The organism is Paraburkholderia lacunae (assembly GCF_003353175.1).
Taxonomy (GTDB): Bacteria; Pseudomonadota; Gammaproteobacteria; order Burkholderiales; family Burkholderiaceae; genus Paraburkholderia; species Paraburkholderia lacunae.
Genome location: NZ_QHKS01000019.1, coordinates 129,523 through 156,168, shown reverse-complemented (window position 1 = coordinate 156,168; position 26,646 = coordinate 129,523). Strand labels below are relative to the sequence as shown.

Genomic DNA, 26,646 nt, shown 5'->3' with positions numbered 1-26,646 from the left:
ACCTCCGACTTCATGATCCCCACCGGCGGCTACAAGCGCTCGGGCATCGGCAAGGATCTCGGCCGCCAGGCCTATGAGGCGAATCTGCGCTTCAAGAGCGTGCTGATCGATCTGCGGCCCTGACGGTTGCCCTGGCGATTACCCTGGGCAGGCCGCCGCGCCAACGCGGGCGGGCTTTCCGCCCGGCCGCCGCAGACTCTGCTGTGCGACGGCCTCAAAACGAATGTTTTGTGTCACCGGCGGCGCCCGAATCAGGAACATCTATGTTTTTGCGCTGATTAAATCTTTTAAAGGAATGAGCTTTTACTGTTTTCGCCACTGAACTCGCCGCGAGTTCATCTCAACGATAAGGACCGACACCATGATCGAATTCGAACCGAAATACATCACCTTCGATTGCTACGGCACGCTCACGAAATTCCGCATGGCCGACATGACCCGTGAAATGTTCGGCAACGTGCTGCATGGCGAAGACCTCGAGAAGCTCGTCGCGTTCTATGCGGGCTATCGCCGCGACGAGGTGCTCGGCGCATGGAAGCCGTATCGCGACGTAGTGGTCAACGCGTTGCGCCGTGCCTGCAAGCGCATGAATGTCGAGTTCGATGAAGTGGAAGCCGAGAAGATCTACACGGCGGTGCCGACCTGGGGTCCGCATCCGGACGTGCCGGAAGGCCTGTCGCGCCTCGCGAAGAAGTACAAGCTGGTGATCCTGTCGAACGCGTCGAACGACCAGATCCAGAGCAACGTCGACAAGCTCGGCGCACCGTTTCACGCGGTCTTCACGGCCGAGCAGGCGCAGTCGTACAAGCCGCGCATGCAGGGCTTCGAATACATGTTCGACCAGCTGAACTGCAATCCGGAAGACGTGCTGCACGTGTCGTCGAGCCTGCGCTACGACCTGATGACCGTGCATGACATGGGAGTCAAGCACAAGGCATTCGTCAACCGCGGCCACGAGCCTTCGACCCCGTACTACCAGTACTACGAAGTCAACGACATCCCGCATCTCGCGTCGGAACTCGGCCTGTAAGCGCGGTTTGTGCGCGTTGCCCGGAAGCCGTTTGCACAAGCAGTTTGCCCATTCACCGCCACGCTCATTGCCCAACCCAAGGACCGACCGGATGAAGCTCGACTCCTATTGGCTCGATACCGCGCCGCCGCTACTCTCGGCGTGTGAAGGTCCGGTCGACGGCCAGGCCGATGTGGTCGTGATCGGCGGCGGCTTCACGGGACTGTCGGCGGCCCAGGCCCTCGGGCGGCGCGGCGCCTCGGTGACGGTGCTCGACGCCGGGCGCATCGGCGGCGGCGCGTCCGGGCGCAACGGCGGGCAGGTCAATACCGGCGTCGCGCAGGACTTCGTCGCACTGGTCGCGCAACTCGGTGTGGAACGGGCGAGCGCCTGTTATCGGGCGTATGCGGATGCGGTCGACACCGTCGAACGTCTGATCCGCGAGGAAAACATCGACTGCAATTACATCGCGACCGGCAAGCTGAAGCTCGCGTCGAAGCCGCACCACCTGGCGCATCTGGAGAAGACGGCAGAGCTGATCCGGCGTGAAGTCGATACGGATATCGAACTGATCGGCCGTGAGCGGATTCGCAGTGAAATCCAGTCGGACAGCTTCCATGGCGGATTGCTGCAGCGGCATGGCGGGCAGATGCACATGGGCAAGTTTACGGTCGGTCTCGCCGATGCCGCTGTGCGCCGCGGCGCGAAGCTTTACGAGAACGCCGCGGTCTCCGCGATCGTGAAGGACGGCGGCGGCGGCGGTGGCTATCGCGTCACCTCGGCGCGCGGCGAAGTGCGCGCGAAGCAGGTGCTGATCGCCACCGGCCCGTCGCGGCATGGTCCGTTCGGCTGGTACCGGCGGCGTCTCGCACCGGTCGGTTCGTTCATCGTCGTGACCGAACCGCTGTCGCCGGAACTGCTGGCGCAAGTATTTCCGAACCGGCGCGCGTACACCACCACGCGGCTGATGCACAACTACTTCCGCGTGACACCCGATTCGCGTTTGCTGTTCGGCGGCCGGGCGCGTTTCACGGCGTCCGAGCGGCCGTCCGACGCGAAGAGCGGACGGATTCTGCAGCAAGGCCTCGCCGGGATGTTCCCGATGCTGGCCAACGCCCGCATCGACTATTGCTGGGGCGGTCTGGTGGACATGACCGCCGACCGTCTGCCGCATGCCGGCCAGCACGACGGACTCTATTTCTCGATGGGCTACAGCGGCCACGGCACGCAGATGTCGACGCACATGGGCCAGGTGATGGCCGACGTGATGGACGGCCACGAGGAGCGCAACCCGTGGCGCGAGTCCGAGTGGCCGGCCATTCCAGGCCACACCGGCAAGCCCTGGTTCCTGCCGCTCGTGGGGACGTATTACCGCATCAAAGACATTTTTTATTGAGTCCTTGTTGTTTTATCTGTAAGCCAAAACCACACAGCATCCCTGCCAACCCTCGCGGAGAATTGTTCGATGAATAAGGAAATCTCGCAACAAGACGCTGTCCAGCTCGACACCGGGTTGGAGCAGTTGACGGCCAAAGGCGCCTCGCGGCGCGACGTGCTGCGTGCGATGGCCGCCGCCGGCATGATGTCGGTGACGGGCGCCGGTCTTCTGAGCGCGAGCGGCGCGGCATTCGCCCAGGCGAAGCCGAAGCAGGGCGGCAAGATCCGGGTGGCGACGCAGTCCGCGTCCGCAGCCGATACCGTCGATCCCGCGAAGGGCTCGCTCGGCACCGACTACGTCCGTTGCAACATGTTCTACAACGGCCTGACCGAACTCGATTCGCATCTCGGCGCGAAGATGGCGCTCGCCACCTCGCTGGATACGAAAGATGCGACGGTGTGGGTCGCCAAGCTGCGCACGGGCGTGCAGTTCCACGACGGCAAGTCGCTCACGCCCGCCGACGTGGTGTATTCGATCATGCGGCACAAGGATCCGGCGACCGCATCGAAAGCGAAGACGCTGGCCGATCAGATCAAGGAAGTGAAGGCGACCGGCCCGAACGAAGTGACGATCACGCTCGAAGGTCCGAACGCCGATCTGCCGGTGATTCTCGCCACCTCGCATTTCCTCATCATCAAGGACGGCACCACGGACTTCAAAACGGCGGTCGGCACCGGCCCGTTCAAGGTCAAGGAATTCTCGCCGGGCGTGCGCACGGTCGGCGTAAAGAACGAGAAGTACTGGAAGCCGGGCATGCCGCACCTCGACGAAGTCGAGTTGATCGGCATCGGCGACGAATCCGCGCGCGTGAACGCGCTGCTCTCGGGCGACGTGCAGCTGATCAACGCGGTGAGCCCGCGTTCGACCGCGCAGATCAAGGGCGCCGGCGGTTTCGCCGTGCTGGAGACGAAGACGGGCCAGTACACCGACCTGGTGGTGCGCGACGAAGCCGGCATTACCGGCAACGACGATTTTCGTCGAGGCATGATGTACCTGCAGGATCGCGAGCAGATGCGCCGCGCGATCTTCCAGGGCTACGGCGCGATCGGCAACGACCAGCCTATCGATCCGACCAACAAGTACTACCTGGCCGGACTGCCGCAGCGCACCTTCGATCCGGACAAGGCGAAGTTCCATTTCCAGAAGGCCAAGGTCGGCAGCACGCCGATCCAGATCTTCGCGTCGCCGGCAGCGGAAGGCTCGGTGGAAATGGCGATGTTCCTGCAGCAGGTGGCGCCGCAAGCCGGTCTGAATCTGCAGGTGTCGCGCGTGCCGGCCGACGGCTACTGGTCGAACCACTGGATGAAGCATCCGCTGGGCTTCGGCAATATCAACGCGCGTCCGAGCGCCGACGTGATCTTCACCCAGTTCTTCAAGTCCGACGCACCGTGGAACGAAGCGAACTGGAAGAGCCCGAAGTTCGACCAGATGCTGGTTGCGGCGCGCGGCGAACCGGACGACGCGAAGCGCAAGAAGATTTATGGCGACATGCAGGTGCTGGTGCATGAAACCGGCGGGGTCGGCATTCCGCTGTTCCAGAGCTCGCTCGATGCGTACACGTCGAAACTCAAGGGCCTCGGTTCGATCCCGCTCGCGGGTCTGATGGGTTTCATGTTTGCGGAAAACGTCTGGCTCGACGCTTGAGGTGAATGAAGGAAGGGGTTCCAGGCTGACGAACTGGGAAGTCAAACCCGGCAACACGCACGCCGCTTTTGCCGGCGTGCGGTTTTAATCAAGGAGGCGACTCTCGATGAAAGCACACGCGCAACGACTCATCGCCGCGCGCCTCGGCCTCGCGCTGCTTACGCTGCTGCTGGTGTCGGCCGTCGTGTTCGGCATCACGGGACTGCTTCCCGGCGACGCCGCCCAACAGGCGCTCGGCCAGGCGGCAACCCCGGAAGCCGTGGCGGCCTTGCGGCATCAGTTCGGACTCGACCAGCCGGCGTTGCAGCGCTACTTCGAGTGGCTCGTTCATATTGTCAGCGGCAACTTCGGCACTTCGATGTCGAACAACCTGCCGGTCAGCCAGTTGATCGCCACGCGCCTGCCCAACTCGCTGGTGCTGGCCGGGCTGACGGCGCTGGTCTCTGTGCCGGTCGCATTGCTGATCGGGATCTCGTCGGCGATGTTCCGCGGCTCGCTGCTCGACCGCGTGCTCAATGTGCTGACGCTGTCGACGGTCGCCGTGCCGGAGTTCCTGATCGCGACGATCGCCGTGCTGATCTTCGCCGTCAAGCTCCGCTGGCTGCCCGCGCTCTCGTATCTGTCGGAAGTGCACTCGTTCGGCGCGCTGCTGCGCATCTACGCGATGCCCGTGATGACGCTGTGCTGCGTGATCGTCGCGCAGATGGCGCGCATGACGCGCGCCGCGGTGCTCGATCAGCTCAATTCGTCGTATGTCGAAATGGCCGTGCTCAAGGGCGCCTCGCCGGTGCGCGTGGTGCTGCGGCATGTGCTGCCGAACACCATCGGCCCGATCGCCAATGCGGTGGCGTTGAGCCTGTCGTATCTGTTCGGCGGCGTGGTGATCGTCGAGTCGATCTTCAACTATCCCGGTCTCGCGAGCCTGATGGTCGATGCCGTCACGAACCGCGACATGCCGCTCGTGCAGGGATGCGTGATGGTGTTCTGCGCGGCGTATCTCGCGCTCGTGCTGATCGCGGACCTGTGTCAAATCGTATCCAACCCGAGGCTGCGTCAATGATGAGCCGACCCACCCACCCCCACGTTCCTCACGCCGGCACGGAACTGTACGACGTGAGCCGCGACGAGCTCGTCGTCGAGCCGGCGGCAGCCGAACCGGCAGCAGAACCGGCAGCAGAATCCGCAGCGCCAAAACAAGGTGCGTTGCGACGGCTGGTTCACCGCTTTTCCGTGCTGGGCCTGATCGGCCTCGCGCTGGTCGCCTTCTGGCTGATCGTCGCGTTCATCGGGCCGCTGGTCGCGCCTTACAAGGGCGGCGCGCTGACCTCGACGGAAATTTTCGGCTCCTACAGCGCGGCTTATCCGCTCGGCACCGACTATCTCGGCCGCGACATGCTGAGCCGGATTCTCTATGGCGCACGCTACACGGTCGGCCTTGCGCTGGCGGCAGCCGTTCTCGCCAGTGTGATCGGCACGTTTTTCGGTCTGCTGGCGGCCGTGTCCACACGCTGGGTCGACGAGATCCTGAGCCGCCTGTTCGACGCGCTCATTTCGATTCCGAGCAAGGTCCTTGCGCTGGTCGTGGTCGCCGCGTTCGGTTCGTCGATCCCGATGCTGACGACCGTCGCCGCGCTCGCCTATATTCCCGGCGCCTTCCGTATTTCGCGCTCGCTCGCGGTGAACCTGATGGGTCTCGAGTACGTGCAGGTGGCGCGAGCGCGCGGCGAGGGCATTTTCTACATCGCGCGCGTGGAAGTGCTGCCGAACATGATTCATCCGATGCTCGCCGATTTCGGCCTGCGCTTCGTGTTCATCGTCCTGCTGCTCAGCGGACTGAGTTTCCTCGGCCTCGGCGTGCAACCGCCGAACGCCGACTGGGGTTCGCTCGTGCGCGAGAACATCGGCGGCCTGTCGGAAGGCGCGCCTGCCGTACTGATGCCGGCCGTCGCGATCGCGACGCTGACCATCGGCATGAATCTGCTGATCGACAACCTGCGGCGCCGTGGCCGTGGTCAAGGAGGTGCGTGATGGCGGCTCACGACATGATCGAAGTGAAGGGCCTGCGGGTCGTCGCGGGTGCGGCGCCGGGTCCGGTGACCGAGATCGTCAAGGGTGTCGATTTTTCGGTGAAGAAGGGCGAGGTGCTCGCGCTGATCGGCGAGTCCGGCTCCGGCAAGACGACCATCGCGCTGTCGCTGCTCGGTTATGCGCGCGCCGGTTGCTCGATCAGCGGCGGCTCGGTGCGGGTCGGCGACGTGGACGTGCTGTCGCTCGACGCGACCGGCCGTCGCGCGTTGCGGGCGCGGACCGTCGCGTATGTCGCGCAGAGCGCGGCGGCGGGTTTCAATCCGGCGCGCACGATCATGGATCAGGTCACCGAGCCGGCCCTGCTGCATCGGCTGATGACGAAAGAGGCAGCGCGCGCCAAGGCGGTCGGCCTGTTCCGCGCGCTCGCGCTGCCCGCGCCGGAGACGATCGGCGCCCGCTATCCGCACCAGGTGTCGGGCGGCCAGTTGCAGCGGCTGATGGCCGCGATGGCGCTGATTACCGATCCGGCCGTCGTCGTGTTCGACGAGCCGACCACCGCGCTCGACGTCACCACGCAGATCGAAGTGCTCGCGGCGTTCAAGAAAGTGGTCCGAGAACTCGGCACGACCGCCGTATATGTGTCGCACGACCTGGCGGTGGTCGCGCAAATGGCGGACCGGATCGTCGTGTTGAACGGCGGCGCGGTGAAGGAGAACGGCGCGGTCGCGCAAGTGCTCGACGCGCCCGTCGATGCCTACACGCGCCAGTTGCTCGCCGCGACGCGCCGCCCGGAAATGGAATTCGACACGCTCGCCGACAAGACCGGCCGCGTGCTGCCGCCGCTGCTGGAAATTCGCAGCCTTGCGGCGGGTTATGGACGGCTCGACCGTTCCGGCGTACCCGCTGTGTGTGTGCTCGACGACGTGAGCCTGTCGATCCCGCGCGGCAGCACGCTCGGCGTGATCGGCGAGTCCGGCTCGGGCAAGACGACGCTGGCGCGGGTAGTGGCAGGTCTAGTCGACCGCGCGCGCGGCGAGGTGCTGTTCAACGGCAAGCCGTTGCCCGCGCAACTGTCGCAGCGCACGCCGGAGCAATACCGGCAGATCCAGATCGTGTTCCAGAACGCCGACACCGCGCTGAACCCGAGTCATTCGATTGCCGATATCCTCGGCCGGCCGCTCGCCTTCTATCACCGTCTGAGTGGTTCCGCCGCGAAGAAACGCATGCTGGAACTGCTCGATCTGGTCAAGCTGCCGGCGTCGATCGCCACGCGCACGCCTGCCGGACTGTCCGGCGGTCAGAAGCAGCGCGTGAACCTGGCGCGCGCGCTCGCCGCCGATCCCGCCTTGATCCTGTGCGACGAAGTCACCTCCGCGCTCGACACGGTGGTCGGTGCGGCGATCCTCGACCTGCTGGGCGAATTGCGGCGCGAGCTCGGCGTGTCGTACATGTTCATCAGCCACGATATCTCGACCGTGCGCGCGATCTGCGACGAAGTGATCGTGCTGTACGCGGGGCGTCGCGTGGAAGCCGGGCAGCGCGACGTGCTCGCGGCGCCGCCGTATCACCCGTACACCGGGCTGCTGGTCGATTCCGTGCCCGCGCTGAAGCCCGGCTGGCTCGACGCGCGCCGCGAGATCGGCGCGGCCGCCTTGCCGCCGCTGGGGCCGAACGCCGACATCCGCGAGTTGTGCTCATTCAGCGCGCGCTGTCCGGTGCGCATCGACGGGTTGTGCAATATGACGCCGCCGTCGCTGAAGAAGCTGCCTTCGGGCGCGGAGATTCTTTGCCACCATCCGGCGGCCGAATTGAGCCGCTTGCAAACCGCAGAGGTGATACCGGCATGAGCGGACGATTTGTACGGGTCGCGGAGACCGGCCGCAATACCTTTCCGATCACGGTGGACGGCGTCGTGCAGCAGGCCGCCGAGGGCGACACGCTGATGGTCGCGCTGCTGACCGGTGTGACGGCCTTGCGCGATTCGGAATTCGGCGACGGCCGCCGCGCCGGTTTCTGCCTGATGGGCGCGTGCCAGGACTGCTGGGTCTGGACCGCGCAAGGCGAGCGGGTTCGCGCCTGCAGTACGCCGGCCGCGCCGGGCATGTCGATCGTCACGAAGCTGGCCGAGGCCGGGGAGGGCGTATGGCCCCGCGTGTAGTCGTCATCGGGACCGGCCCGGCGGGTGTGCGCGCCGCGCAGGCGCTGGTCGAAGCGGGGCTGCGGCCTGTCGTGGTCGACGAAGGGCGGCGCGACGGCGGGCAGATTTATCGACGGCAGCCGGAAGGGTTTTCGCGCAGCTACGAGACGCTCTACGGCACCGAGGCGGCGCGCGCCGCGGCGTTGCATCAGAGCTTCGATGCGTTGAAGAACCGGATCGACTATCTGCCGGAAACGCTGGTCTGGAACATCTCGCCGAACACCGCGCACCTGGTGAGCGGGACGCGGTATCACACGCTCGCGTTCGACGCGCTGATCGTCTGCAGCGGCGCGACGGACCGGCTGATGCCGGTCAAGGGCTGGCACCTGGCCGGCACTTATAGCCTCGGCGGGGCGCAGGTCGCGTTGAAATCGCAGGGCTGCGCAATTGGCGCGCGCACCGTGATGATGGGTAGCGGCCCGCTGCTGTATCTCGTCGCCGCGCAATACGTGAAGGCCGGCGCGCAGGTGGCCGCGGTGCTGGATACGTCGACGTTCATGCAGCGCGTTGCCGCGCTGCCCCGGCTGCTGGCGATTCCCGCCGCGCTCAGAAAGGGCATTGCGTTGACGCGCGTACTGGCGCGGGCGCGCGTGCCGGTTTATCGCGGCGTGCGGCCGGTCGAAATCAAGGGTTCGCCGCAACAGGGCGTGAGCGGCGTCGAAGTCGCGTTGCCCGGCGGCGAGCGTTTGGAGCTCGCGTGCGAGGCGGTCGCGCTCGGTTATCACCTGCGTCCCGAAACGCAGCTGGCGGACCTCGCGGGTTGCCGGTTTCTGTTCGACGAGAGTACCCAGCAATGGCTGCCGCAAATCGACGCGGACGGCCGCAGCAGCCTGAAGGGCATCTACCTCGCGGGCGATGGCGCACGGGTTCGCGGCGCGGACGCCGCCGAACGCTCGGGCCGCCTCGCGGCGCTCGCGGCGATGCACGATCAGGGCATGCGGGTCGAGGGCGTCGAGCGTTTGCGTGCCGAACTGGCTCGCTTCACGCGCTTTGCCGCGGGTTTGCGGAAAGCCTTTCCGTGGCCGGCGAAATTCGCCGCGTCGCTACCGGACGAAACGATCGTTTGCCGCTGCGAGGCGATTACCGCAGGCGAATTGCGCCGCGTCGTGCACGAGACCGGCGCGCGGGAGGCCAACCGCGCAAAGGCGTTTTCGCGCGTCGGCATGGGCCGCTGCCAGGGACGCTATTGCGGCCACGCCGGCGCCGAAGTGATCGCGGCGGCGGCGTCGGTGCCGTTGTCCTCGGTCGGGCGGCTGCGCGGGCAGGCGCCCGTCAAGCCGCTGCCCGTGGCGCTGATCGAAGAGGTGAACGAATGAGCGCCATGAACGCAACGAGCGCAACGAACGCAACCGAAGCCGATGTGATCGTGATCGGCGGCGGCATCATGGGCACCACGACAGCGTTCTTCCTGCGTCAGCGCAACCGTTCGGTGATCCTGCTCGAGCGCGGACTCACCGGGCAGCAGGCGAGCGGCGTGAACTTCGGCGGCATTCGCCGGCAAGGCCGCACGCTGCCGCAACTGGCGATGGCGAACCGCGCGCTGCGGACCTGGCAGCGCTCCGCAGAACTGCTAGGCGAGGACGTCGAGTTCCTGCCGTCGGGCCATACGCGCGTGTGTTACCACCAGAAGGACGTGGAAAATTTCGACCAGTACGCGATCGACGCGCGCGCCTATGGTCTCGAACTCGAAGTGCTGCACGGCGAAGCCATGTTCCGGCGCTTTCCGTTTCTCGGGCGCGAGGTGCTGGCGGCATCGATTTCGCCGCTCGACGGCCACGCGAACCCGCGTCTCGCCGCGCCGGCGTTCGGCCGGGCCGCCGCGCGTCTGGGCGCGCGGATCGTGGAGAACACCGAGATCGTCCGGGTCGACAAGGACGGCGACCGTTTTCGCGTGGAAAGCGCGTGCGGCGACGTCTATCGCGCGGCGCAACTCGTGATCTGCGCGGGCGCCTGGGCGAACCGGCTCTCCGAGCAGTTCGGCGAAGCCGTGCCGCTGACCGCGAGCGGGCCGCAGATGGCCGTCACGGAGCCGGTGCCGTACGTGTACAGGTCGTCGATGGGCGTGTTCACTTCTGTGAAGGAAGAGAGCATCTACTTCCGCCAGATTCCGCGCGGCAACATCATCGTCGGCGGCGGTCCTGCCGGTCCGGCCGATGCCGTGACGAGCCGCGCCTCGGTGTTGCCCATCAACACCGTGCGGCAACTGGCGCAACTGCGCCGCCTCGTGCCCGCGATGGCGCCGCTGCACGTGATTCGCGTGTGGAGCGGGGTGGAGAGTTATCTGCCCGACGGCGAGCCGGTGATCGGACCCAGCAGCAAGGTGGACGGTCTCTATTACGCGTTCGGTTTCTGCGGCTCGGGTTTCCAGATCGGCCCGGGCGTAGGCGAGACGCTCGCTGAACTCGTCGCCACAGGCAGTACGCCGATTGCGCTCGACGCGTTTGCCATCGCGCGTTTTGCGAAGCGTCCGGCCGCCCGTTCCGAGGCCGCGACGTCATGAAACAGTCGATTGCGCTTAGCGCGGCCCGAGCATTTATCGAAGCGCATTTCGCGGAGCCGGTGACGCTCGCGCAGCTTGCCGAGCTGTCCGCGCTCAGCGTTTCGCGGTTTGCGACCGTGTTTCGCCAGCAGTATGGGTCGTCGCCGTACCGGTATCTGTGCGGGCTGCGGATTCAGCGCGCGCAGACGCTGTTGCTCGAAGGCGTGCCAGGGTCCGTCGTCGCGACCGAGGTCGGCTTCTTCGATCAGAGCCATTTCGGCCGCCATTTCAAACGATGCTGCGGCATGACGCCCAGCATGTTTATCGAACGCGCGGCAGCGAACGCGGCGACGCATGGCGGCAAGCAACGCTCGGCTGCTTCTGCGCCCACCGCGAAACGTGCGGCGAGGGTAGAGGCGCCCGCAACCTTGCTGAACGCCGAGCGCTCAGCCGAGCGCCAGCCCGGTTTTCTTTAGCGCGGCGCGGATGCCGAGCGCCGGGTGCGTGCGATCGACCGAGCGTATATCCGCCCGCGTTTCTTCGATGATCCAGTCGCGCAAGCTCGCCACGACGGGCCGCATCGGACGATTGGGCGGCGCGACGATACAGAAGCGCCGGTTGGTCACGATGATTTCGTTTTCGGCCGGCACCAGTGCGCCTTCGCACAGCCAGCGCGCCACTACGTTGAGCCAGCCGAGCGCGATGCCCTGGCCGAGCAGCGCGGCCTGCACGACGATCGAGTAGTCGTTGAAGCTCAGCATGTTGGCCGCCCGCCGCCGATGTTCCGCGAACGCTGTGAAGCGCTCATGCCAGCCGCGCTCTTCGTCGTCCATGACGATCACCGTGTCGCCTTTTTCGCGGCCGGCTTCCTGCTGCATCTGCGCGTAATAGCGCTGGTTGCAGATCGGCAGCAGCGTCTCGGGCATCACGAGCGCGCTGTTGGCGTCGAACTCTTCCTCCCTCAGGAATCGCATGCCGAGATCGACGTCGACGAGCGGACCGCCGATGCGCCCTGAAATAAGCTGAAAACGCAGATCGATCGACGGGAACGCCTGCTTGAGGCGGTTCAGCCGCGGCATCAGCCAATGCGTGGTGAACGCCGTGGATACCGAGAGCGTGACGGCTTCCACACCGGTGGCGCGCGCTTCGATTTCGCGCAGCGCGTCTTCTATTCCGCCGAACCCCTCGCTGATCTTGCGGTAGAGAATCCTGCCGTTTTCCGTCAGTTCAATCCCACCACGCACCCGCTCGAACAATTGCACGCCGAGATGATCTTCCATGCGCGCGAGCATTCTGCTGACAGCCGGCTGACTGACATACAACTCCTGCGCCGCGCGCGTGAAATTGCCACAACGGGCGGCGGCTTCGAACACGAACAAGGCGTTCGCGCTGGGCAGTTTTCGACGGAGATTCGGCATAACCTGATGTTATGCCCGATCCAACAATTAGGGAATTGCTGTCAATAAGATCGGCCCGTATATTTTTTCGAAACGCGCGGCAAGACCTGGCGTCATTCACTGAATCTTAGTTACGGACTTCAAAGGATTACGAAATGAAATTGACTCAATTCAAGGTGTTGACTTTCGACGTCGTCGGCACGCTGATCGACTTTGAAAGCGGGGTGCTCGCCTCGGTGCGCCGGCTCGGCGGCGACGCAGCAAAAGACCTGACCGACGATCAGATCTTCCAGCCCTACATGCGCGGCCGTGAAAAGCATCCGGGCCGCTCGAGCAAGGAGATGGCCAATGTTTATCTGTCGCTCGCGCAAGAGCTGGGTCTGCCGGACGACGCGCAAACCGCCGCTGCGTTCCAGCGCGACGTGCTCGACTGGCCCGCATTCAGCGATTCAGTCGATGCGCTCAAACGTCTGCGCAAACACTTTCGCCTCGTCGCCATGACGAATGCAGATCGCGTGGCGCTTTCGTCTTACGCCTACACGCTCGGCGATCCGTTCGACGATACGGTGACGTGCGATGAAACCGGCGTCGCCAAGCCCAATCCGCAATTCTTTGCATACAACCGTGGACGGCAGGCGGCGTTCGGCTACAAGTTCGGCGAGATTCTGCATACGGCGCAGAGCCAGTATCACGATATCGGCGTGGCGACCGCGCTGGGTTATTCGACGTGCTGGATCGAACGCCGTCAGGGCCTGAAGGGTTTCGGCGCGACGCCGACGCCGTCCGAAGTCACGACGCCGACGTTCAGATTCGCCACGATGGCGGCGCTGGCCGACGCGGTCGAGGCGGAAACGCGGGGCGCTTGAGTCCCGTTTGAGTACCGGATATCTCGGACTGGTCGACGTTTGGCGACGCTGGCTGACGCTCACGCATCCGCGTCGGACCACAATCGCCCACCCGTGGCCCAGTTTTCGCGTTTCACGTCAGTGAGAATGATATCCACCGAGTTCGGTTCGACGCCGAGCGATTCGCAGGTCGCTTTGGTGATGGCTTCGACGAACTGGCGTTTCTGTTCCAGCGAGCGGCCTTCGAAGAGTTCGATGTGAAACGTGGGCATGGCGTGTCTCCGGGATTGAAGAAGTTAGCGTGCGGATCGAGTCACGCCAGCTCAGTCGCGAAACGTGCGGTCGATCCGGTCGAGCTTGCGCAGCAAAGCAGGCCATTCCAGCGCGCCTTCCACCGCGCCGCCGTCGTACAGCTGTTCGGCGGTGCGTGCCGCTATCGCGCCGGGCGGGACAACCAGTTCCGTGCCGCATGCCTGCGCCTGCAACTGGATTTCGCATGCCTTGATGAGCGTCGCCATCAGCACGTAGGCTTCCGCGACGGTACGGCCAGTGGTCAGCGTGCCGTGATTGCGCAGCAACATTGCCGGCTTGTCGCCCAGATGCGCGACGAGGCGCTCGCCCTCGGCCGGCGTGAAGGCGAGGCCTTCATAGTCGTGGTACGCGAGCTGGCCGTAAAAACGCAGTGCATGTTGCGACGCCGGCAGCAAACCCGCCGGTTGCGCGGACACCGCAACGCCCGCCGTATTGTGCAAGTGCATCACGCAGAAGGCATCGGTGCGCGCCGCATGCACGGCGGCGTGCAGCGCGAAGCCGGTGGCGTTGACCGGATGCTCGCTCGCACCGACGATGTTGCCTTCGATATCGATCTTCACCAGATTGGACGCGCGGACTTCGTCGAACGCGAGGCCGAACGGGTTGATCAGAAAGTGACCGGGTTCGCCGGGAACGCTCGCGGAGATATGCGTGTAGATCATATCGTCCCAGCCGTTGAGCGCCGCGAGGCGATATGCGGCGGCCAGGTCGACGCGGGTCCGCTGTTCCTCCGCGGAGATGGGGCCCGTCTCGGCGATGCGGCCTGCGGGCGTGTGGGTGAACGACATGGTTGTCTCCTGAGATTGCTTTGCTACTGACGTCGCTAACTCGCGTGTGGTCTATGCCGATGCCGATGCCGATGCCGATGCCGATGCCGATGCCGTCGCGGCGCGCTCTGTTTCGGCATGTGCCGCCAACTCGGGCGTTGCCGTCTGACGCCTGACGCGGCGGCCGCGGCGGCTAAGCCGTTGCATACTCCACGTCGCGAGTACGAACGGCGCCGTCATGGCCGGCAAGCCGTAGAAAGCGGCAGCCATTTGCAGCACGACCGAAAGCGCCACGCCTCCAAGCGTCGCCGCGACGCAGCTATCAGCGAGCGCGATCGCGGTCAGCGCGCCGTTGAATCCTAACAGGCCCGCGTCGAACGAGCTTGCGTTGGCGCCGCTCAGCAGGTGCGCGGCGCTCGCGAGGGCTGCGCCGGCTAGCGCCCAGAGCGCGTGCCGCCATGATGCCGCGGCAATCCCGAGCCACACCAGCAAACCTGGCAGCGCGCCGGATGCAAAGCCGGTTTGCGCAAAGCCGGAGAATAGGCCGCTGATCAATTGCGCGCTGCTGAACGTCAGTGGCGTGGCGAGGCTCGCTGGGTGAGCGCCGCTGTTCACCAGCGGCAGCCAGAACCACGTCACGATCAGACAGGGGCTCGAGAAAAAACCGAGCCTGCGCGCGCGCAACCAGCGCGACCATGGCTCCAGCAGCCACGCGGTGCCGGTCGCGGCGAGAATCGCCACCGCGGCAGCGGTCGCATCGTCGGCAATGAAGCTGAAGGCGGCGAGGCCGGCCAGCGCGCCGTTGAAGCCATGCAGGCCGGCGCGCGTCTCGTCCTCGCGATAGCCGGCCAACACCGCGCTGACGTTTGCCGCGACTGCGCCCATCAGCGCCGCGCACGCAAGGCGCGGATCGCACAGCAGCCATGCGGCGAGCAGGCAGGCACCGGTGAAAGCGTTCGGTTGCAGCACGATCTGGCCGAAGCTGCGCAACAGCGTGCGCAAGGCGGCGGATTGTGCTTCGGTGGCGGCGGCATGCATGGCTGAAGGGCGGCGTGACTTCGATGAGCGAGTCCGGCGCATGCGAACAGGCCCATGCGCCAGATCAGGTTGGATGTTGAACCCGCGAGGATAGGCTACCGACGCCGCGCCGGGCATTCGCGCGCATTGATAGTGGCTATTTGCGACAGCGGCGCGAGTCAGGAGCGACATCAGCGCGACATCAGCGCGACATCAGTGCGATGTCTGCGTGACACCGGCGTAACACCGGCGCGCCGTCGCGAACGAAGTCGGCGAACCGCGAGCTCTCGCGCCACGTTCGCACCACATTCGCAGCACGTTCGCGCTACGATATGGAGCCGCGGCACGCGGACCTACGGATTCGCCACGCCGTTCCACCAGGAGACGTGCTGATGCGTGAACTACGATGGGCATCGGAAGAGGGCGACGGCGTCGAGCATCTGGCGTTCGACGCCCGCGACGGAGGCGTTGCGGTCGAAAGCGCCGTGGTCGGGCAGCGCTACGGCAAGGCCTACGGTCTGCACTACAAGGTGCGCTGCGATTCGCAATGGCGCACCAGGTATGCGTGGCTGAAGATCGTCGGCGGCGGCGAGCTGGAATTGCACGGCGACGGCGCGGGCCATTGGCGAGACGGCCACGGCATCCTGCTGAGCTCGATCGAGGGATGTATCGACATCGATATAGCGGCGACCCCGTTCACCAACACGCTGCCGATTCGCCGTTTGCAGCTGGCCGTTGGCGAGCGTCAGCCGATTTCCGTGGCGTACATTTCGACGCCTGATTTGCAGGTCACGCGTGTCGAGCAGGCGTATTCGTGCATCGAGCTGAACCACGAGTATCGCTACGAAGGCATCTTCCGCAATTTCACGGCGAATATGAAGGTCGATGGCGACGGCCTGGTGATCGACTACCCGACGCTATTCACCCGCTTGCCGCGCGCGCGTTGACGGAGCTGTCCGGGTTGCCCGCGCCGGTGCCCGTTCCGCTGTCCATTCGATACCACTCGATGCCGCTCGACAAAGCGCTCGATGCTTGCCGCAATCCGCTCGGGTTCGCGCAAAACGACCCAACGGCCCGCACACGTAGACCGCGAGGCGCACGTCGCCGGGCTGGACCGGCAGCGTGTCGCGCATCACGCGGCCGCCTGCACGCCGCGCCGCGCCGCCTTGCGGGCGCTCGGCGTGGCTGCATTGGCGGCGTCGACAGCGGCGAGGAGCCCGTCGATGCGCGCCAGTTGCGCGCGATTGTCGTGATCCCACGGATGAAACCCCGGCCGGAAAAAGCTCAGCCATTCACCGGCAATACGCGGAAAGACGCCGTGACGCGGGCCGTACAGATACTTCACCACGCGCCACATGCCGCGGATATGGCCTTCGCGTTGGTGGTCGGCGAGGATCAGGCGCACGTGGTAATCGAACACGATCAGCCAGAACGTCAGCGTGGTGGCGAGCATCGTGCCGGTGCGCAGCAGGTAACGGCCGAGGCCGGGTTTGAGCACCGCGTTCCATACGTCGTACGAGACGGACTTGTGTTCGGTTTCCTCGAGCGCATGCCAGGTCCACATCTGCGTATAGCCTTCGACCGACCCGCCGATGCGCGTGGCGTCTTCCAGCAGCAAGCCCGCGAGCATCGCGGTGTAGTGCTCGAGGCACACGGTCATCGCGAGTTGATATGAATGCGGCAGGACCTTGCGGCCGAAGTTGAGAATCGCCCACAAGCGTTTGTCGAGCTTGTGCGCGGGCAAGCCGGCTTCCTGCAGCAGATCGTTGTATTCGATGTGCTCGCGCGTATGCATGGCTTCCTGGCCGATGAAGCCCAGCACCTGCTTCTTCAGGACCGGATCGTCGATCTGGTCGCGATAGTTGCGCACGCTATCCATGAAGAAACGCTCGCCGGCAGGAAAGAGCAGCGAAAGCGCGTTGAAAAAGTGCGTCACATGCGAGCCTTGCACGTGCCAATTGCACGCACGGTCCTGCGGCAAGTTGAAGCGAAGGTCGCGGCGAACCGGCATCATGGCCTTTCTCCTTGTGATCCCTTATGTGCTGCTGATCTGACTGATCGGTTTGAACGGGATGGCCGCATCAGGCGCGCCGTCCGTTCACCTGCGCGGCGGCGCGGCGCGCGCGCTTTTCGGCGATGCGTTTGATGCGGCGCGTCTGCATCACGACCAGCGCCTGGTAGGCCGCCGGCAGCGTGCGCGCCAGCCAGTCGGCGGCGCGGGCGTCGCGGCCGATCAGCACGCGCCGCCTGTTCTTGCGCACGCCGTCGAGAATCACGCGCGCCGCTTCGTCGGCAGTGGTGATGAAGAACTTCTCGAAGTCGTCCTTGCCTTGCTGCTCGTTTTCCAGCATGAAGCCGACCATGTTCGACGAGATCCGGCTCGACTGCGCGATGCTCGTGCGGATGCCGCCCGGATGCACGCAGGTCGCCGACACGCCGCACTTCATCAGGTCGAGTTCCTGGCGCAGCGCTTCGGTAAAGCCGCGCACCGCGAATTTGGTCGCGTTGTAGCCGCTCATGCCGGGCTGCGAGAACAGGCCGAACACGCTCGACGTATTGACGATGTGCCCCGCGCCTGACGCCTTGATATACGGCAGAAACGCCTTGGTGCCGTGCACGACGCCCCAGAAATTGATGCCGACGATCCACTCCAGATCGGCGTAATCCATGCCTTCGATCGTGCTCGACAGCGCCACGCCCGCGTTGTTGAACACGAGGTTCACCCGATGATGCTGGGCGGCCGTCTCAGCCGCCCAGTCGAACATTGCGGCGCGGTCCGACACGTCGAGCACGCGCGTGGTGATCCGCAGCGGCGTGCCGACGACATGTGGCGAGGCGGCCTCCGCCAGTTTCGCGGTCTCGGCGAGGCTCGCAGCATTGCGGTCGGCGAGCGCGAGGTGGCAGCCTTCGCGCGCCAGCTGAATCGCGAGCGAACGGCCCATGCCCGAGCCGGCGCCGGTGATCGCGGCCACTCTGTCGGTGAAGTTCTTCATTGGCTTATCTCCTGTCGACCAGAGTCGGCGCTTTAGCACTTACTCCGGTCCCATGCAAAAGGGTTGCGGTCCTCTCTGAACGGCGCTTTGTCGTGGTGTTGCTGGTTATATTTTTTGCTTGTGTTCGTCGCTGCGTCAGATCGCTTCGGCGGACGCCGACGACGCTGCGTTGCCATGCAGATGCGCGTGCGCCGGCGGTGCGGCCAGGTGCGTGCCGACTGTTTGCGCCGCGGGCGAATACGCGAGGTAATCGTCCATGCTGAAGGTGCTGGTCGCCTGGCGGAATTTGTACGCGAATCCCGGCCACAGGGTGGTGTTCTTGCCGGTCTTCGGATCGAGGTACCAGCTCCTGCAGCCGCCCGTCGACCAGATCGCACGGCCAAGCTTCTGCTGGATCCGTTCGTTGTATGCGCTCTCCACATGAGGTCGCACTTCGATCGCGGCGGCGCGTTCAGTGGCCATGGTCTTCAGCGCGCGCAGGATGTACTCGACCTGCGACTCGATCATGAACACCATCGAGTTGTGCCCAAGGCCCGTGTTCGGGCCGACGATCATGAAGAAGTTCGGATAGCCCGGCAGCGCGGTGCCGAGATACGCATGCGCGCCGTCGCGCCACGTGTCGACGATATCGACGCCGCCACGCCCGCGCACCACGCCGCGCGGAAACGGATCGGCCACCTGGAAGCCGGTGCCGAAGATCAGGCAGTCGGCGGGATGACGCGCGCCGTCGGTGGTGATCACCGCGTCTTCTTCGACGTGCGCGATGCCGGAGGTCGTCACCGCCACGTTCTCGCGCGACAGCGCGGGGAAGTAGTCGTTCGAAATCAGAATGCGCTTGCAGCCCATCGTGTAGTTGGGCGTGAGCGTGGCGCGCAATTGCGGATCGGGCACCTGGCGGCGCAGATGCCGCTCGGCGACTTTCTGCGCGGTCTTCATCAGCGAAGGGTGGATCGCGAAGCCGAACGCGCGCGATTCGAGCATGCAGTAGAGGGCCGCACGCATGATCTTTTGTGTGAACGGCAGATGCCTGAACAGCCACTGTTCGAGCGGCTTCACCGGGCGGTCGGCCTTCGGCATGATCCACGGCGGCGTGCGCTGGAACAGGTTCAGGCGGGCCACGCGCGGCGCGATTTGCGGCACGAACTGGATCGCGCTCGCGCCGGTGCCGATCACGGCGACGCGTTTGCCTTCGAGCGGATAGGTGTGGTCCCAGTGCTGCGAGTGGAACGCCTTGCCCTTGAATTTTTCGATGCCGGGAAGGTTCGGGATGGCCGCGCGCGACAGTCCGCCCATGCCGGAGATCAACACCCGCGCCGACCATTGCCGGCCATTGGCGAACGTCAATTGCCAGCGGTGACGCGTTTCGTCATAGATCGCACTCGCCAGTTCATGGGCGAAGCGCACATGCCGCTGGATGCCGAAGCGCTGCGTGCAGTCTTCCAGATAAGCGCGAATTTCCGGCTGGCGCGCGAACATGCGGGTCCAGTGCGGATTCGGGGCGAACGAGAACGAATAGACGTGCGATTGCACGTCGCAGGCGCAGCCGGGGTAGTGATTGTCGCGCCAGGTGCCGCCGACTGAATCGGCCTTTTCGGCGACGAGGAAGTCGGTCATGCCGGCTTGCCGGAGCCGGATCGCCATGCCCAAGCCTGCAAAGCCGGAGCCGATGATCGCGATATCGATATCGATGGGCGCGCACGCGTCGGGCACCGCGGCGTCGTGGGGCATCGTGCGTGCGTTCATCCGATTCGCCTCCTTTTATTCACTCTTAACTGTTACATTGTGTGATGTAACAATAGAGGCTGGCAACGGATGACGCAAGCGGCTGTTTAGATGGCCGGCTCTAAGACAGATGACACAATTTTTCGTCAGGTGAAAAATGCTCGACGGCGGAAGGCCATAAAAAAGCGGACCCGCAGGTTCGCCTTTTTTGGGCCACGCACTTGCCAGCGAGGCGCGCGCCGCTACTTCCCGGGTTTGGTCTTTTTGCTTGCGCCCTGCTCGGCCGGCGTGCCCTCAGGCGCATGGCCCAGCTTCTTTTTCATGATCGCCGCGACGCGGTCGCCGAGATAATCGCCGGACGCTTCTTCGAGCGCGCGATTCATTTCGCTTTCGACCAGCACCATCGCCAGCGGCCGCACGCGCCAGATTGCTTCGATCAACGCGGGCACGTCGGCGGGCGGCGGCAGCGCATCGGCGTCGTAGCGGTCGAGTTGACGCACCACCAGATCGACCAGCGCCTTGGCGACCGCATTGAAATGCGGCCGGGCGATGCCGACGGCGTCGAGCAGGTCGGCGAGCGGAATGCCTTCCTTCGCCATGGTCGCGCCGGCGGCGAGCGCCGTGGGGCTGCCCGACACGAACGAGAGGCCGTCGCGTTCCAGCAAGCCCAGATCGACCGCTTTGCCGAGCGCGCTCGGCGACGCCTTGTCGCCGAACATTTGCAGCAGTTCGATCAGCGAGTACTTTTTCGGCCGCTCGCGCGACCAGCGTCCACCGATCGCGGTTTCCAGACCGAGGATCGAACGCAGATCGTGGCCTTCGTCGACTGCCTTGATCAGGTCCTGAATGTTCGCGAGGGTGTAGCCGCGCGCGAGCAGATGGTTGATCAGCTTCAGACGCGACACATGCGTGTCGTCGTACACGCCTACCCGGCCGCGCTTTTCCGGCGGTGCGAGCAGGCCGCGGTCCTGATAGGCGCGCACGTTGCGCACGGTGGTGTCGGTGACGCGCGCGAGTTCGTCGACGGTGTATTCATTGCGTGGCGCGTCGCTCCCGGAGACTTCGTGCGGGGCGGCGGACAAGGCGGGAGCGGGGGGCGGCGTATTGGGCATGGGGGGATTTTAACGCGGCCGCCCTTGAGATGAGCAGGCGGTCAGGCGCCTGGCCGCGCCGGAGCGTGCGTGGCGGCTTGCAACGCTTCAGCTGCGTGCCGACGCGAGATGATTGTCCGGCACAGTCGCATCGCCCACACCCAACGCGCGCTGCATCAACGTGGTGTCCAGCCACCGGCCGTGCTTGAAGCCGACCGCTTTGAACGTCCCAATCAACTCGAAGCCCAGTTGCCTGTGCAGCGATAACGAGCCGCCGCTGCCGCCGTCGGCGACCACGGCGACCATCTGGCGCCATGGTCCGGTTTCGCATCGTTCGATCAGCGCCTGCAAGAGCACACGCCCAAGGCCTCGGCCGCGATACGCATCGCCGATATAGATCGAATCTTCGATGGTGTTGCGATAGGCGACGCGTGGCCGGTAGGGCGTTGCGTAGCAATAGCCGGCGACTTCGCCGTCGATCTCGGCCACCATGTACGGCAGCCCGTGACTGCGTACCGATGCGAGCCGCGCGCGCAGATCGTCGACGGACGGCGGCGTTTCTTCGAACGACGCGACGCCGGTCAGCACGTGGTGCGCGTAGATCGCCTGAATCGCGGGCAGATCGGCTTCGGTGGCGTCGCGGATCAGCGGCACGGTGGGCGGGGTGTGGACCGGATCGGTTGAAGAAGGTGCGTGGTGGGCGGTACTCATATGTGTTCCTGCTGTAGCCGGTGTCTCTACGGATACGCCTCACTATGCCCGCAACGCGCACGGATTTGAAGCGGGTCAAAAATCGCCGCGATGAATAGATCGTGTCGAACAGGCGGTACCGAAAGGCGGTATCGAAAGGCCGCCCGTATCGGCCATAACAGCGTAGACCGTAACAGCGCCTGCTTGCATGCGCTACGCGATGAATGCGAGCAATTGAAGAACACGGCTATCCGGCTTTGCCGGGCTCTTCAATCGGTAAAGCCCACGCATGCAACACGCATGCGTGGCGCAGATCAGCTGTGCGAGTACTCATCCGGCTGCATCACATACCCGCGATGATGCCGATGATGCTTGACCTTGTGCTTCGGTTTGGCCTGGGAATGCGCGGGTTTGGCGGGGTGCGGCAGCGGCTGTTGCGCCTGCGCGCCCGGCGCGGGCGCCGGATGTGCGTTGCCCGGCGGCAGCATGGTTTGGCCTTCGCCGAAGCGATAGGTCTGCGAGGTTTGCGCGTATGCGGTTACGGACAACGCGAGGGCGGCAACCGCCAGGCAAATCGAAAGCTTCATGAATCCTCCTTCTGAACGAGCCGGTGAGGATACCGCAATGCGGCGCCCGGTTGCTTCGTGCCTGCGTTCCATAGGTCTTCGAAAACCGGTTCGGCGCGTCGGTCTGTTTCGCAAGCTGGCCGAATCGTTGCGCACGCACCGATGCGTGGATTCGCGACGCTTATCCTGGTGGCGAGGCGGTTGCGACCACGGCGTCGTCAAGCGCAAACCCGCCACGCAGCATGTGACAGGCGAAAGAAGGTTCAGGGCTCGAACTGGTTGAGCTCGCCTTGCAGTTCGCGGTTGCGGGCGACGCGTTCGTCCAGCGTCGGTCCGAGCCGTTCGACGATCGCGGTGATCAGCAGATTGAACAGGCACGTGAGGGGCGCGAGCGAGTCCCAGAACTGGCCGACGTCGGTCTTGACCTGCAGAAGATCGCCGGCGAAATCCCGTGCCCACGGGCAATAGATATCGGTGACGAGCGCAAAGGGCAGGCCGCGGCGCGTGGCGGCCTCGCAATAGCGGCGGGCGATCATCGAGTAGGCGCGCGTGTCGGTGACGATCAGGTACGGCGACGCGAACTCGGAGTTTAGCGAATCGACGTAGGAACCCGACATGCCGTCGGAATAGAACACCCGCGGGCGGATATATTCGAGGTAGCTGTAGAACGCGTTGCTGATGCCGCGCGTCGATTGAATGCCGAGAATGTAGACGGCATCCGCGTTCGAAATACGTTCGGCGACGCGGGCGAACACCGGCGATTGCGCGAGTTGGTAGACGTGCTGGATCGCGGCGACTTCGAGTTCGAGCGAGCGGGCAAGGGCCGGGTTGAGGGCGGCGGCGCTGCCGCCCTTAGCGGTGGCGACGTGTTCGTCGGACGCATCGGATGTGCCGGACGCACGGCGAAACGCGTCGAGCCGGTCCGTGATCATCCACGGGCGTTCCTGCGTGCCGCGCAATTCGCGCTTCAGATCATCGAGATTGCGGTAGCCGACGCTGCGCAGAAAACGGCCGACAGAAATGCCGCTGGTGCCGGCCTGCTGCGCGATCTGATCCGCGGTTTCGAGGCCCAGCCGGTCGAGATTCGCGAGCAGATAGCTGGCGATCCGCTTGGCTGTGGGAGTGAGTTCGGCGAAGCGGGCTTCGACGGTTTGGGCGAAGGCGGTCGGCATGGCAGCGCGTTGTCTTTGATGAGTTGCTTGTCGTTCGCCAGAATGATGACAGGTATACAGGGTCGCCGTGAAACGAAACCGGGCGACGCTCGCCGCCGCGTCATCGCCGCCGTTACGCTTCGGTCACTTGCATGTGGTACAGGCCCCACGGGCATAGCTCGAAGCGATCTTTCAGCGGCCTCGTCGCCAGCTCGGGGATATGGTCGGCGTCATAGACTGCCCATAGCGGCCCCACGCCGCCAAGCGGCATCGGTTTGCCGTCCATATGCGTCGCCACGATGAAGCGATAGGCGCGTATTTTGTCGAGCGTCGTCATGACCGCGTAGCCGTCGATTGCGCGCAGCAGGATCTGCGTCTCTCCTGCGCCCGGCGCGCCGACGTATTCGAGCACGTCGCCGAGCAACGGGCCGCTCAACGTATGCTGCCGGGCATCGTATTCGGTGGTGGGCTTGATCGTCACCGCGGGCAGGCTCGCGATCGACTGAAAGTCGAGCGCATAGGCCCGCGGAAATTTGACTTGTTGCTTCGCGAGCAACTGGTCGAACGCCGGATCGAGTGCGCCGCGATTACTGCGCTTGATCGCGCCGGTGATCGTCAGAAGCACGGGCGATGCGGCACAGGATTCGTTCCGGCCAGTCTTCCGGCCGAACGCAGGTGTGGCGGCTGCACCCAGTACAGCAGCGCTGGCCAGGAATTGGCGCTTGTCCATTTACGGTGACTCACTTTGTCGTTTGGGTACGAACGTGGTGGTTGAAACCATCGCACCCGCATTGTCGGGGAATTGCCGCCTCGTGTGTCGCATGGCCCGCTTCGTCCGCTTCGTCCGCTTCGCCGGCTTCCTGTGCCGGGCGTTTCAGCCTGTTTCGACGGCGCGCAACATGGACAAGCACGCCGCAATGCGCGTGCGGATCGTGCTAGATTGCACTTACGACGCCTACCACGGAGCCTCTCATATGGATACCCGTTCAATTCTGGGCATGATGCACGCCGAGGAGGCTTTATTGGTCTCCATCTTACGGGCGTTGCCGCCGGACACGAGGCGCAAGGTCGCCAACGATTTCCATGAGCAGGTCGAGCTCGCCGAGACGTCGCACCTGGACCCGACCAACGATCGCGAAACGAGCGACGCGTTCAAGGCTCATATCCGACGTTTGTCGATCATGCTTGCTTCGCTGTCTTAGCGAAAATTCGTCGAATCCGCGGTGCCTGCATGCGGTGTGCCGCCAGCATGTCGTGACGCGACGGCGGTGGCCGCAGCGTGAACGGCTTTCGGAAGGGCGGCGCCTTCTTCCTTATGGCTTCGCTGCCGGCAGCGCGTCAGCGCCAGCCTGGGCAACCTGCGCGTCCTGGTCGGAGCGCATCCCCGACACGCCGATGGCGCCGACCACGGCGCCGTCGCGGATCAGCGGAATGCCACCGTCCAGCGGCACCAGGTTGTTCATCCCGAGCAGGCGCAGATGGAGTCCCCCCTGCGCGAGCGCGTCTTCGAAAACACGCGTGGGACGCCGGAACAGCACGGCTGTTTCGGCCTTCTGTCTTGCGACGTCGATACTGCCGAGTTGCGCTCCGTCGAGCCGCTGCTGAAGGACCAGGTGCCCGCCGCTGTCCACGACGGCGATCACCATGGGCCAGCCGTGACGCATTGCTTCCTCTTCGGCCGCAGCCACGACCTGGCGCGCATCGATCAGGTTGAACCGGTTGCTGTAGCTCATGGGCATTTCGTTTCCGTTTCGTTGAGTCATTCGTCGCCTCCTGCGAATCTGATCGGGTGTCGCTGTCGAGATGGCTAGAATGTACGGCGGCGGCCCGGCCGCGCATAGCCGCGCGAGCCGTCAGACATTCTTCCAGGAAACGAGAGAATGACGCGCATGAACCAAGACGACTATGAAGTGCTGCTGGCTATCCTCGACGAAGGGAGTCTGACCGCGGCGGCGCGATCGCTGGGGCGGACGCTGCAGTCGGTGAGCCGCGCCATTGCGGCGCTCGAGCGCGATCTGAACACGACCTTGTTCCACCGAACGACGCGCCGTGTGCAGCCAACCGCGGCATGTTTGAAGTTCGCCACGCGGCTGCGGCCCGCACTCGGAGAAATCGAAGCCGCACGCGATGAACTCGTCGAGCATGCGACCCAGTTGCGCGGTGATATTCGCGTCGGCGCACCGACGGCTTTCGGCGCTGAATTCGTTGCGCCGCTTGTCGCGCAGTTTCTGGCGATCCACGAAAACGTCAGGGCAGAGCTCGTGCTTGCCGAGCAGCATCTCGATCTCGCCAAAGCCAACATCGATCTCGTGGTCCGCCTCGGTCATCTGCCGGATTCGAATCTGCGAGCGCGGCAAGTGGGTACCTTGCGGCGTGTCGTGTTCGGTGCGCCGGCGTACTTCGCTTCGCGCGGCTACCCGACCCATCCGTCCGAGCTTGCCGCGCACGACTGCGTGCTGCGCCAGCACGCTCTACGCGAAACCTGGAGATTCAATCGGGCAGGCGGTGCAGTCGAGGTCGCGGGGCGCTTCCGGTCGACCAGCGCGCTAGCTTGCAATTCAGCGGCCGCGGCCGGAGCAGGGATCGGCCGGGCACCGATTTTCCAGGTACAAAAACTGCTCGACGCCGGTGAGGTGGTCACGGTGCTCGACTCGTTCGAGCCCGAGCCCGTACCGGTGCATCTGTTGTGGGCGGAGGGCCGTCCGGTTGCGCGTCGCGTACGCGCGCTGATCGATTTTCTGGCTGTGCGCCTTGTCCCGGGAATGGGCGCCGCCGTGACCTGATTGCACGTGTACGGCAGCCGGCGCTTCGCGAGTGGTTAACCGCGCCGGCTTACTGCGTGGCAGGCCGGCTCGGCGACTGCGGCTGCGGCGGAGGTAGCGCCGGATCGAGTTTGGCAGACTGCTTGACCAGCGCGTCCGTCATCGCCGCCGCGACCGGGTTCGAGCTGCTGCGACGCGGATCGTCGCGGACGACGGGTTGGTTCGGTGGTGGCGGCAGTGCCGGATCGAGTTTGGCCGACTCCCTGACCAGTTGGTCTGTTATCGCCGATGCGACCGGATTCGATCCGTTGCGAGACAGACCGTCACGGCCTCGTTCGCTTCGCGGTGCGGAACTTGCCTTCGAACTGAAGGACTGCTGGGCATTCGCTGATGCAAGCGTTGGCGCTGGCGTCGGCTTCAGTGTTGGCGCTGGCGTCGGCGCTGCCGTCGGCTGTTGACCCGACGCGGTTGACGGTTTCTGTTCTGTTGCAACGATCCTGGCCGCCGGAGCAGGTTCAGGCGCAGCCTTCGCGACCGG

General features: G+C 64.9%; 26 protein-coding genes and 1 pseudogene. 14 read left to right on the top strand and 13 right to left on the bottom strand.

Annotated elements, in window-relative coordinates:
* Nucleotides 1-361: 361 nt before the first annotated feature.
* From DLM46_RS26335 to DLM46_RS26290, 10 genes are all read left to right on the top strand, one after another.
* Nucleotides 362-1,030 carry a haloacid dehalogenase type II gene (locus DLM46_RS26335; RefSeq protein WP_115105362.1) on the top strand — a complete coding sequence of 223 codons (669 nt, stop codon included), beginning with the start codon at nt 362-364 and terminating at the stop codon, nt 1,028-1,030.
* A gap of 91 nt (nt 1,031-1,121) precedes the next feature.
* Nucleotides 1,122-2,405 (top strand): NAD(P)/FAD-dependent oxidoreductase, encoded by a 1,284-nt coding sequence (locus DLM46_RS26330; RefSeq protein WP_115105361.1) that lies wholly within the window; start codon nt 1,122-1,124, stop codon nt 2,403-2,405.
* Nucleotides 2,406-2,474: 69 nt separating this feature from the next.
* Nucleotides 2,475-4,091, top strand: coding sequence for an ABC transporter substrate-binding protein (locus DLM46_RS26325; RefSeq protein WP_115105360.1), 1,617 nt, complete (start codon nt 2,475-2,477; stop codon nt 4,089-4,091).
* Between the two features lie 106 nt (nt 4,092-4,197).
* A complete protein-coding gene (locus tag DLM46_RS26320) occupies nt 4,198-5,151 on the top strand; it encodes an ABC transporter permease (protein WP_115105359.1) in 954 nt (317 codons plus the stop codon).
* Nucleotides 5,148-6,119 carry an ABC transporter permease gene (locus DLM46_RS26315; RefSeq protein ID WP_115105358.1) on the top strand — a complete coding sequence of 324 codons (972 nt, stop codon included), beginning with the start codon at nt 5,148-5,150 and terminating at the stop codon, nt 6,117-6,119. The genes DLM46_RS26320 and DLM46_RS26315 overlap by 4 nt, the downstream gene beginning before the upstream one ends.
* Entirely contained in the window at nt 6,119-7,966 is a 1,848-nt protein-coding gene (locus DLM46_RS26310) for an ABC transporter ATP-binding protein (protein WP_115105357.1), read from the top strand. The genes DLM46_RS26315 and DLM46_RS26310 overlap by 1 nt, the downstream gene beginning before the upstream one ends.
* On the top strand, nt 7,963-8,277 hold the full coding sequence (locus DLM46_RS26305; RefSeq protein ID WP_115105356.1) for a (2Fe-2S)-binding protein: 315 nt from the start codon (nt 7,963-7,965) through the stop codon (nt 8,275-8,277). Before DLM46_RS26310 ends, DLM46_RS26305 begins: the two co-directional genes overlap by 4 nt.
* Nucleotides 8,262-9,632, top strand: a complete 1,371-nt coding sequence (locus tag DLM46_RS26300) for an FAD/NAD(P)-dependent oxidoreductase (RefSeq protein WP_115105355.1) — start codon at nt 8,262-8,264, stop codon at nt 9,630-9,632. Before DLM46_RS26305 ends, DLM46_RS26300 begins: the two co-directional genes overlap by 16 nt.
* Nucleotides 9,629-10,816: an NAD(P)/FAD-dependent oxidoreductase gene (locus DLM46_RS26295; RefSeq protein WP_244306369.1), complete on the top strand. Its 1,188-nt coding sequence runs from the start codon at nt 9,629-9,631 to the stop codon at nt 10,814-10,816. Before DLM46_RS26300 ends, DLM46_RS26295 begins: the two co-directional genes overlap by 4 nt.
* A complete protein-coding gene (locus DLM46_RS26290) occupies nt 10,813-11,271 on the top strand; it encodes a helix-turn-helix domain-containing protein (RefSeq protein WP_244306368.1) in 459 nt (152 codons plus the stop codon). Before DLM46_RS26295 ends, DLM46_RS26290 begins: the two co-directional genes overlap by 4 nt.
* On the opposite strand, the gene DLM46_RS26285 is transcribed toward DLM46_RS26290, so the two are convergent.
* Nucleotides 11,242-12,213: a LysR family transcriptional regulator gene (locus DLM46_RS26285; RefSeq protein WP_115105354.1), complete on the bottom strand. Its 972-nt coding sequence runs from the start codon at nt 12,211-12,213 to the stop codon at nt 11,242-11,244. The genes DLM46_RS26290 and DLM46_RS26285 overlap by 30 nt on opposite strands.
* Before the next feature lie 134 nt (nt 12,214-12,347).
* Here DLM46_RS26285 and DLM46_RS26280 point away from each other — a divergent pair, with 134 nt between their 5' ends.
* Entirely contained in the window at nt 12,348-13,058 is a 711-nt protein-coding gene (locus DLM46_RS26280) for an HAD-IA family hydrolase (RefSeq protein ID WP_115105353.1), read from the top strand.
* Between the two features lie 59 nt (nt 13,059-13,117).
* On the opposite strand, the pseudogene DLM46_RS26275 reads toward DLM46_RS26280, so the two are convergent.
* The 3 genes and pseudogenes from DLM46_RS26275 to DLM46_RS26265 all read right to left on the bottom strand — a co-directional run.
* A pseudogene (locus tag DLM46_RS26275) lies at nt 13,118-13,312 on the bottom strand (4-oxalocrotonate tautomerase); the annotation flags it as partial.
* A 48-nt stretch (nt 13,313-13,360) separates the two neighbouring features.
* Complete coding sequence (locus DLM46_RS26270) at nt 13,361-14,137, bottom strand: class II aldolase/adducin family protein (protein ID WP_115105351.1); 777 nt, start codon at nt 14,135-14,137, stop codon at nt 13,361-13,363.
* Between the two features lie 51 nt (nt 14,138-14,188).
* Complete coding sequence (locus DLM46_RS26265) at nt 14,189-15,154, bottom strand: urea transporter (RefSeq protein WP_115105350.1); 966 nt, start codon at nt 15,152-15,154, stop codon at nt 14,189-14,191.
* 371 nt (nt 15,155-15,525) lie between these two features.
* Between DLM46_RS26265 and DLM46_RS26260 the strand changes: the two genes are divergently transcribed.
* Nucleotides 15,526-16,080 carry a putative glycolipid-binding domain-containing protein gene (locus DLM46_RS26260; protein ID WP_115105349.1) on the top strand — a complete coding sequence of 185 codons (555 nt, stop codon included), beginning with the start codon at nt 15,526-15,528 and terminating at the stop codon, nt 16,078-16,080.
* 185 nt (nt 16,081-16,265) lie between these two features.
* On the opposite strand, the gene DLM46_RS26255 is transcribed toward DLM46_RS26260, so the two are convergent.
* The 8 genes from DLM46_RS26255 to DLM46_RS26220 all read right to left on the bottom strand — a co-directional run bounded on the left by DLM46_RS26255 (nt 16,266) and on the right by DLM46_RS26220 (nt 24,076).
* Entirely contained in the window at nt 16,266-17,147 is an 882-nt protein-coding gene (locus DLM46_RS26255) for a metal-dependent hydrolase (RefSeq protein WP_115105348.1), read from the bottom strand.
* Nucleotides 17,148-17,214: 67 nt separating this feature from the next.
* Nucleotides 17,215-18,126: an SDR family NAD(P)-dependent oxidoreductase gene (locus DLM46_RS26250; RefSeq protein WP_115105347.1), complete on the bottom strand. Its 912-nt coding sequence runs from the start codon at nt 18,124-18,126 to the stop codon at nt 17,215-17,217.
* Nucleotides 18,127-18,261: 135 nt separating this feature from the next.
* On the bottom strand, nt 18,262-19,869 hold the full coding sequence (locus DLM46_RS26245; protein WP_115105346.1) for a flavin-containing monooxygenase: 1,608 nt from the start codon (nt 19,867-19,869) through the stop codon (nt 18,262-18,264).
* 221 nt (nt 19,870-20,090) lie between these two features.
* A complete protein-coding gene (locus tag DLM46_RS26240; protein WP_115105345.1) occupies nt 20,091-20,960 on the bottom strand; it encodes a MerR family transcriptional regulator in 870 nt (289 codons plus the stop codon).
* An 87-nt stretch (nt 20,961-21,047) separates the two neighbouring features.
* Complete coding sequence (locus DLM46_RS26235) at nt 21,048-21,650, bottom strand: GNAT family N-acetyltransferase (RefSeq protein WP_115105344.1); 603 nt, start codon at nt 21,648-21,650, stop codon at nt 21,048-21,050.
* A gap of 293 nt (nt 21,651-21,943) precedes the next feature.
* Nucleotides 21,944-22,216 carry a hypothetical protein gene (locus DLM46_RS26230; protein WP_115105343.1) on the bottom strand — a complete coding sequence of 91 codons (273 nt, stop codon included), beginning with the start codon at nt 22,214-22,216 and terminating at the stop codon, nt 21,944-21,946.
* 242 nt (nt 22,217-22,458) lie between these two features.
* Nucleotides 22,459-23,367 (bottom strand): sap1 transcriptional regulator SapR, encoded by a 909-nt coding sequence (gene sapR / locus DLM46_RS26225; RefSeq protein WP_115105342.1) that lies wholly within the window; start codon nt 23,365-23,367, stop codon nt 22,459-22,461.
* Nucleotides 23,368-23,479: 112 nt separating this feature from the next.
* Nucleotides 23,480-24,076, bottom strand: coding sequence for a putative pterin-binding protein (locus DLM46_RS26220; RefSeq protein WP_115105341.1), 597 nt, complete (start codon nt 24,074-24,076; stop codon nt 23,480-23,482).
* A gap of 244 nt (nt 24,077-24,320) precedes the next feature.
* Between DLM46_RS26220 and DLM46_RS26215 the strand changes: the two genes are divergently transcribed.
* On the top strand, nt 24,321-24,548 hold the full coding sequence (locus tag DLM46_RS26215) for a hypothetical protein (RefSeq protein ID WP_115105376.1): 228 nt from the start codon (nt 24,321-24,323) through the stop codon (nt 24,546-24,548).
* A 111-nt stretch (nt 24,549-24,659) separates the two neighbouring features.
* Here DLM46_RS26215 and DLM46_RS26210 read toward each other — a convergent pair whose 3' ends face one another.
* Nucleotides 24,660-25,079 (bottom strand): GlcG/HbpS family heme-binding protein, encoded by a 420-nt coding sequence (locus DLM46_RS26210; protein ID WP_208866332.1) that lies wholly within the window; start codon nt 25,077-25,079, stop codon nt 24,660-24,662.
* A gap of 147 nt (nt 25,080-25,226) precedes the next feature.
* Between DLM46_RS26210 and DLM46_RS26205 the strand changes: the two genes are divergently transcribed.
* Nucleotides 25,227-26,129 (top strand): LysR family transcriptional regulator, encoded by a 903-nt coding sequence (locus DLM46_RS26205; protein WP_115105339.1) that lies wholly within the window; start codon nt 25,227-25,229, stop codon nt 26,127-26,129.
* Nucleotides 26,130-26,646: the final 517 nt, after the last annotated feature.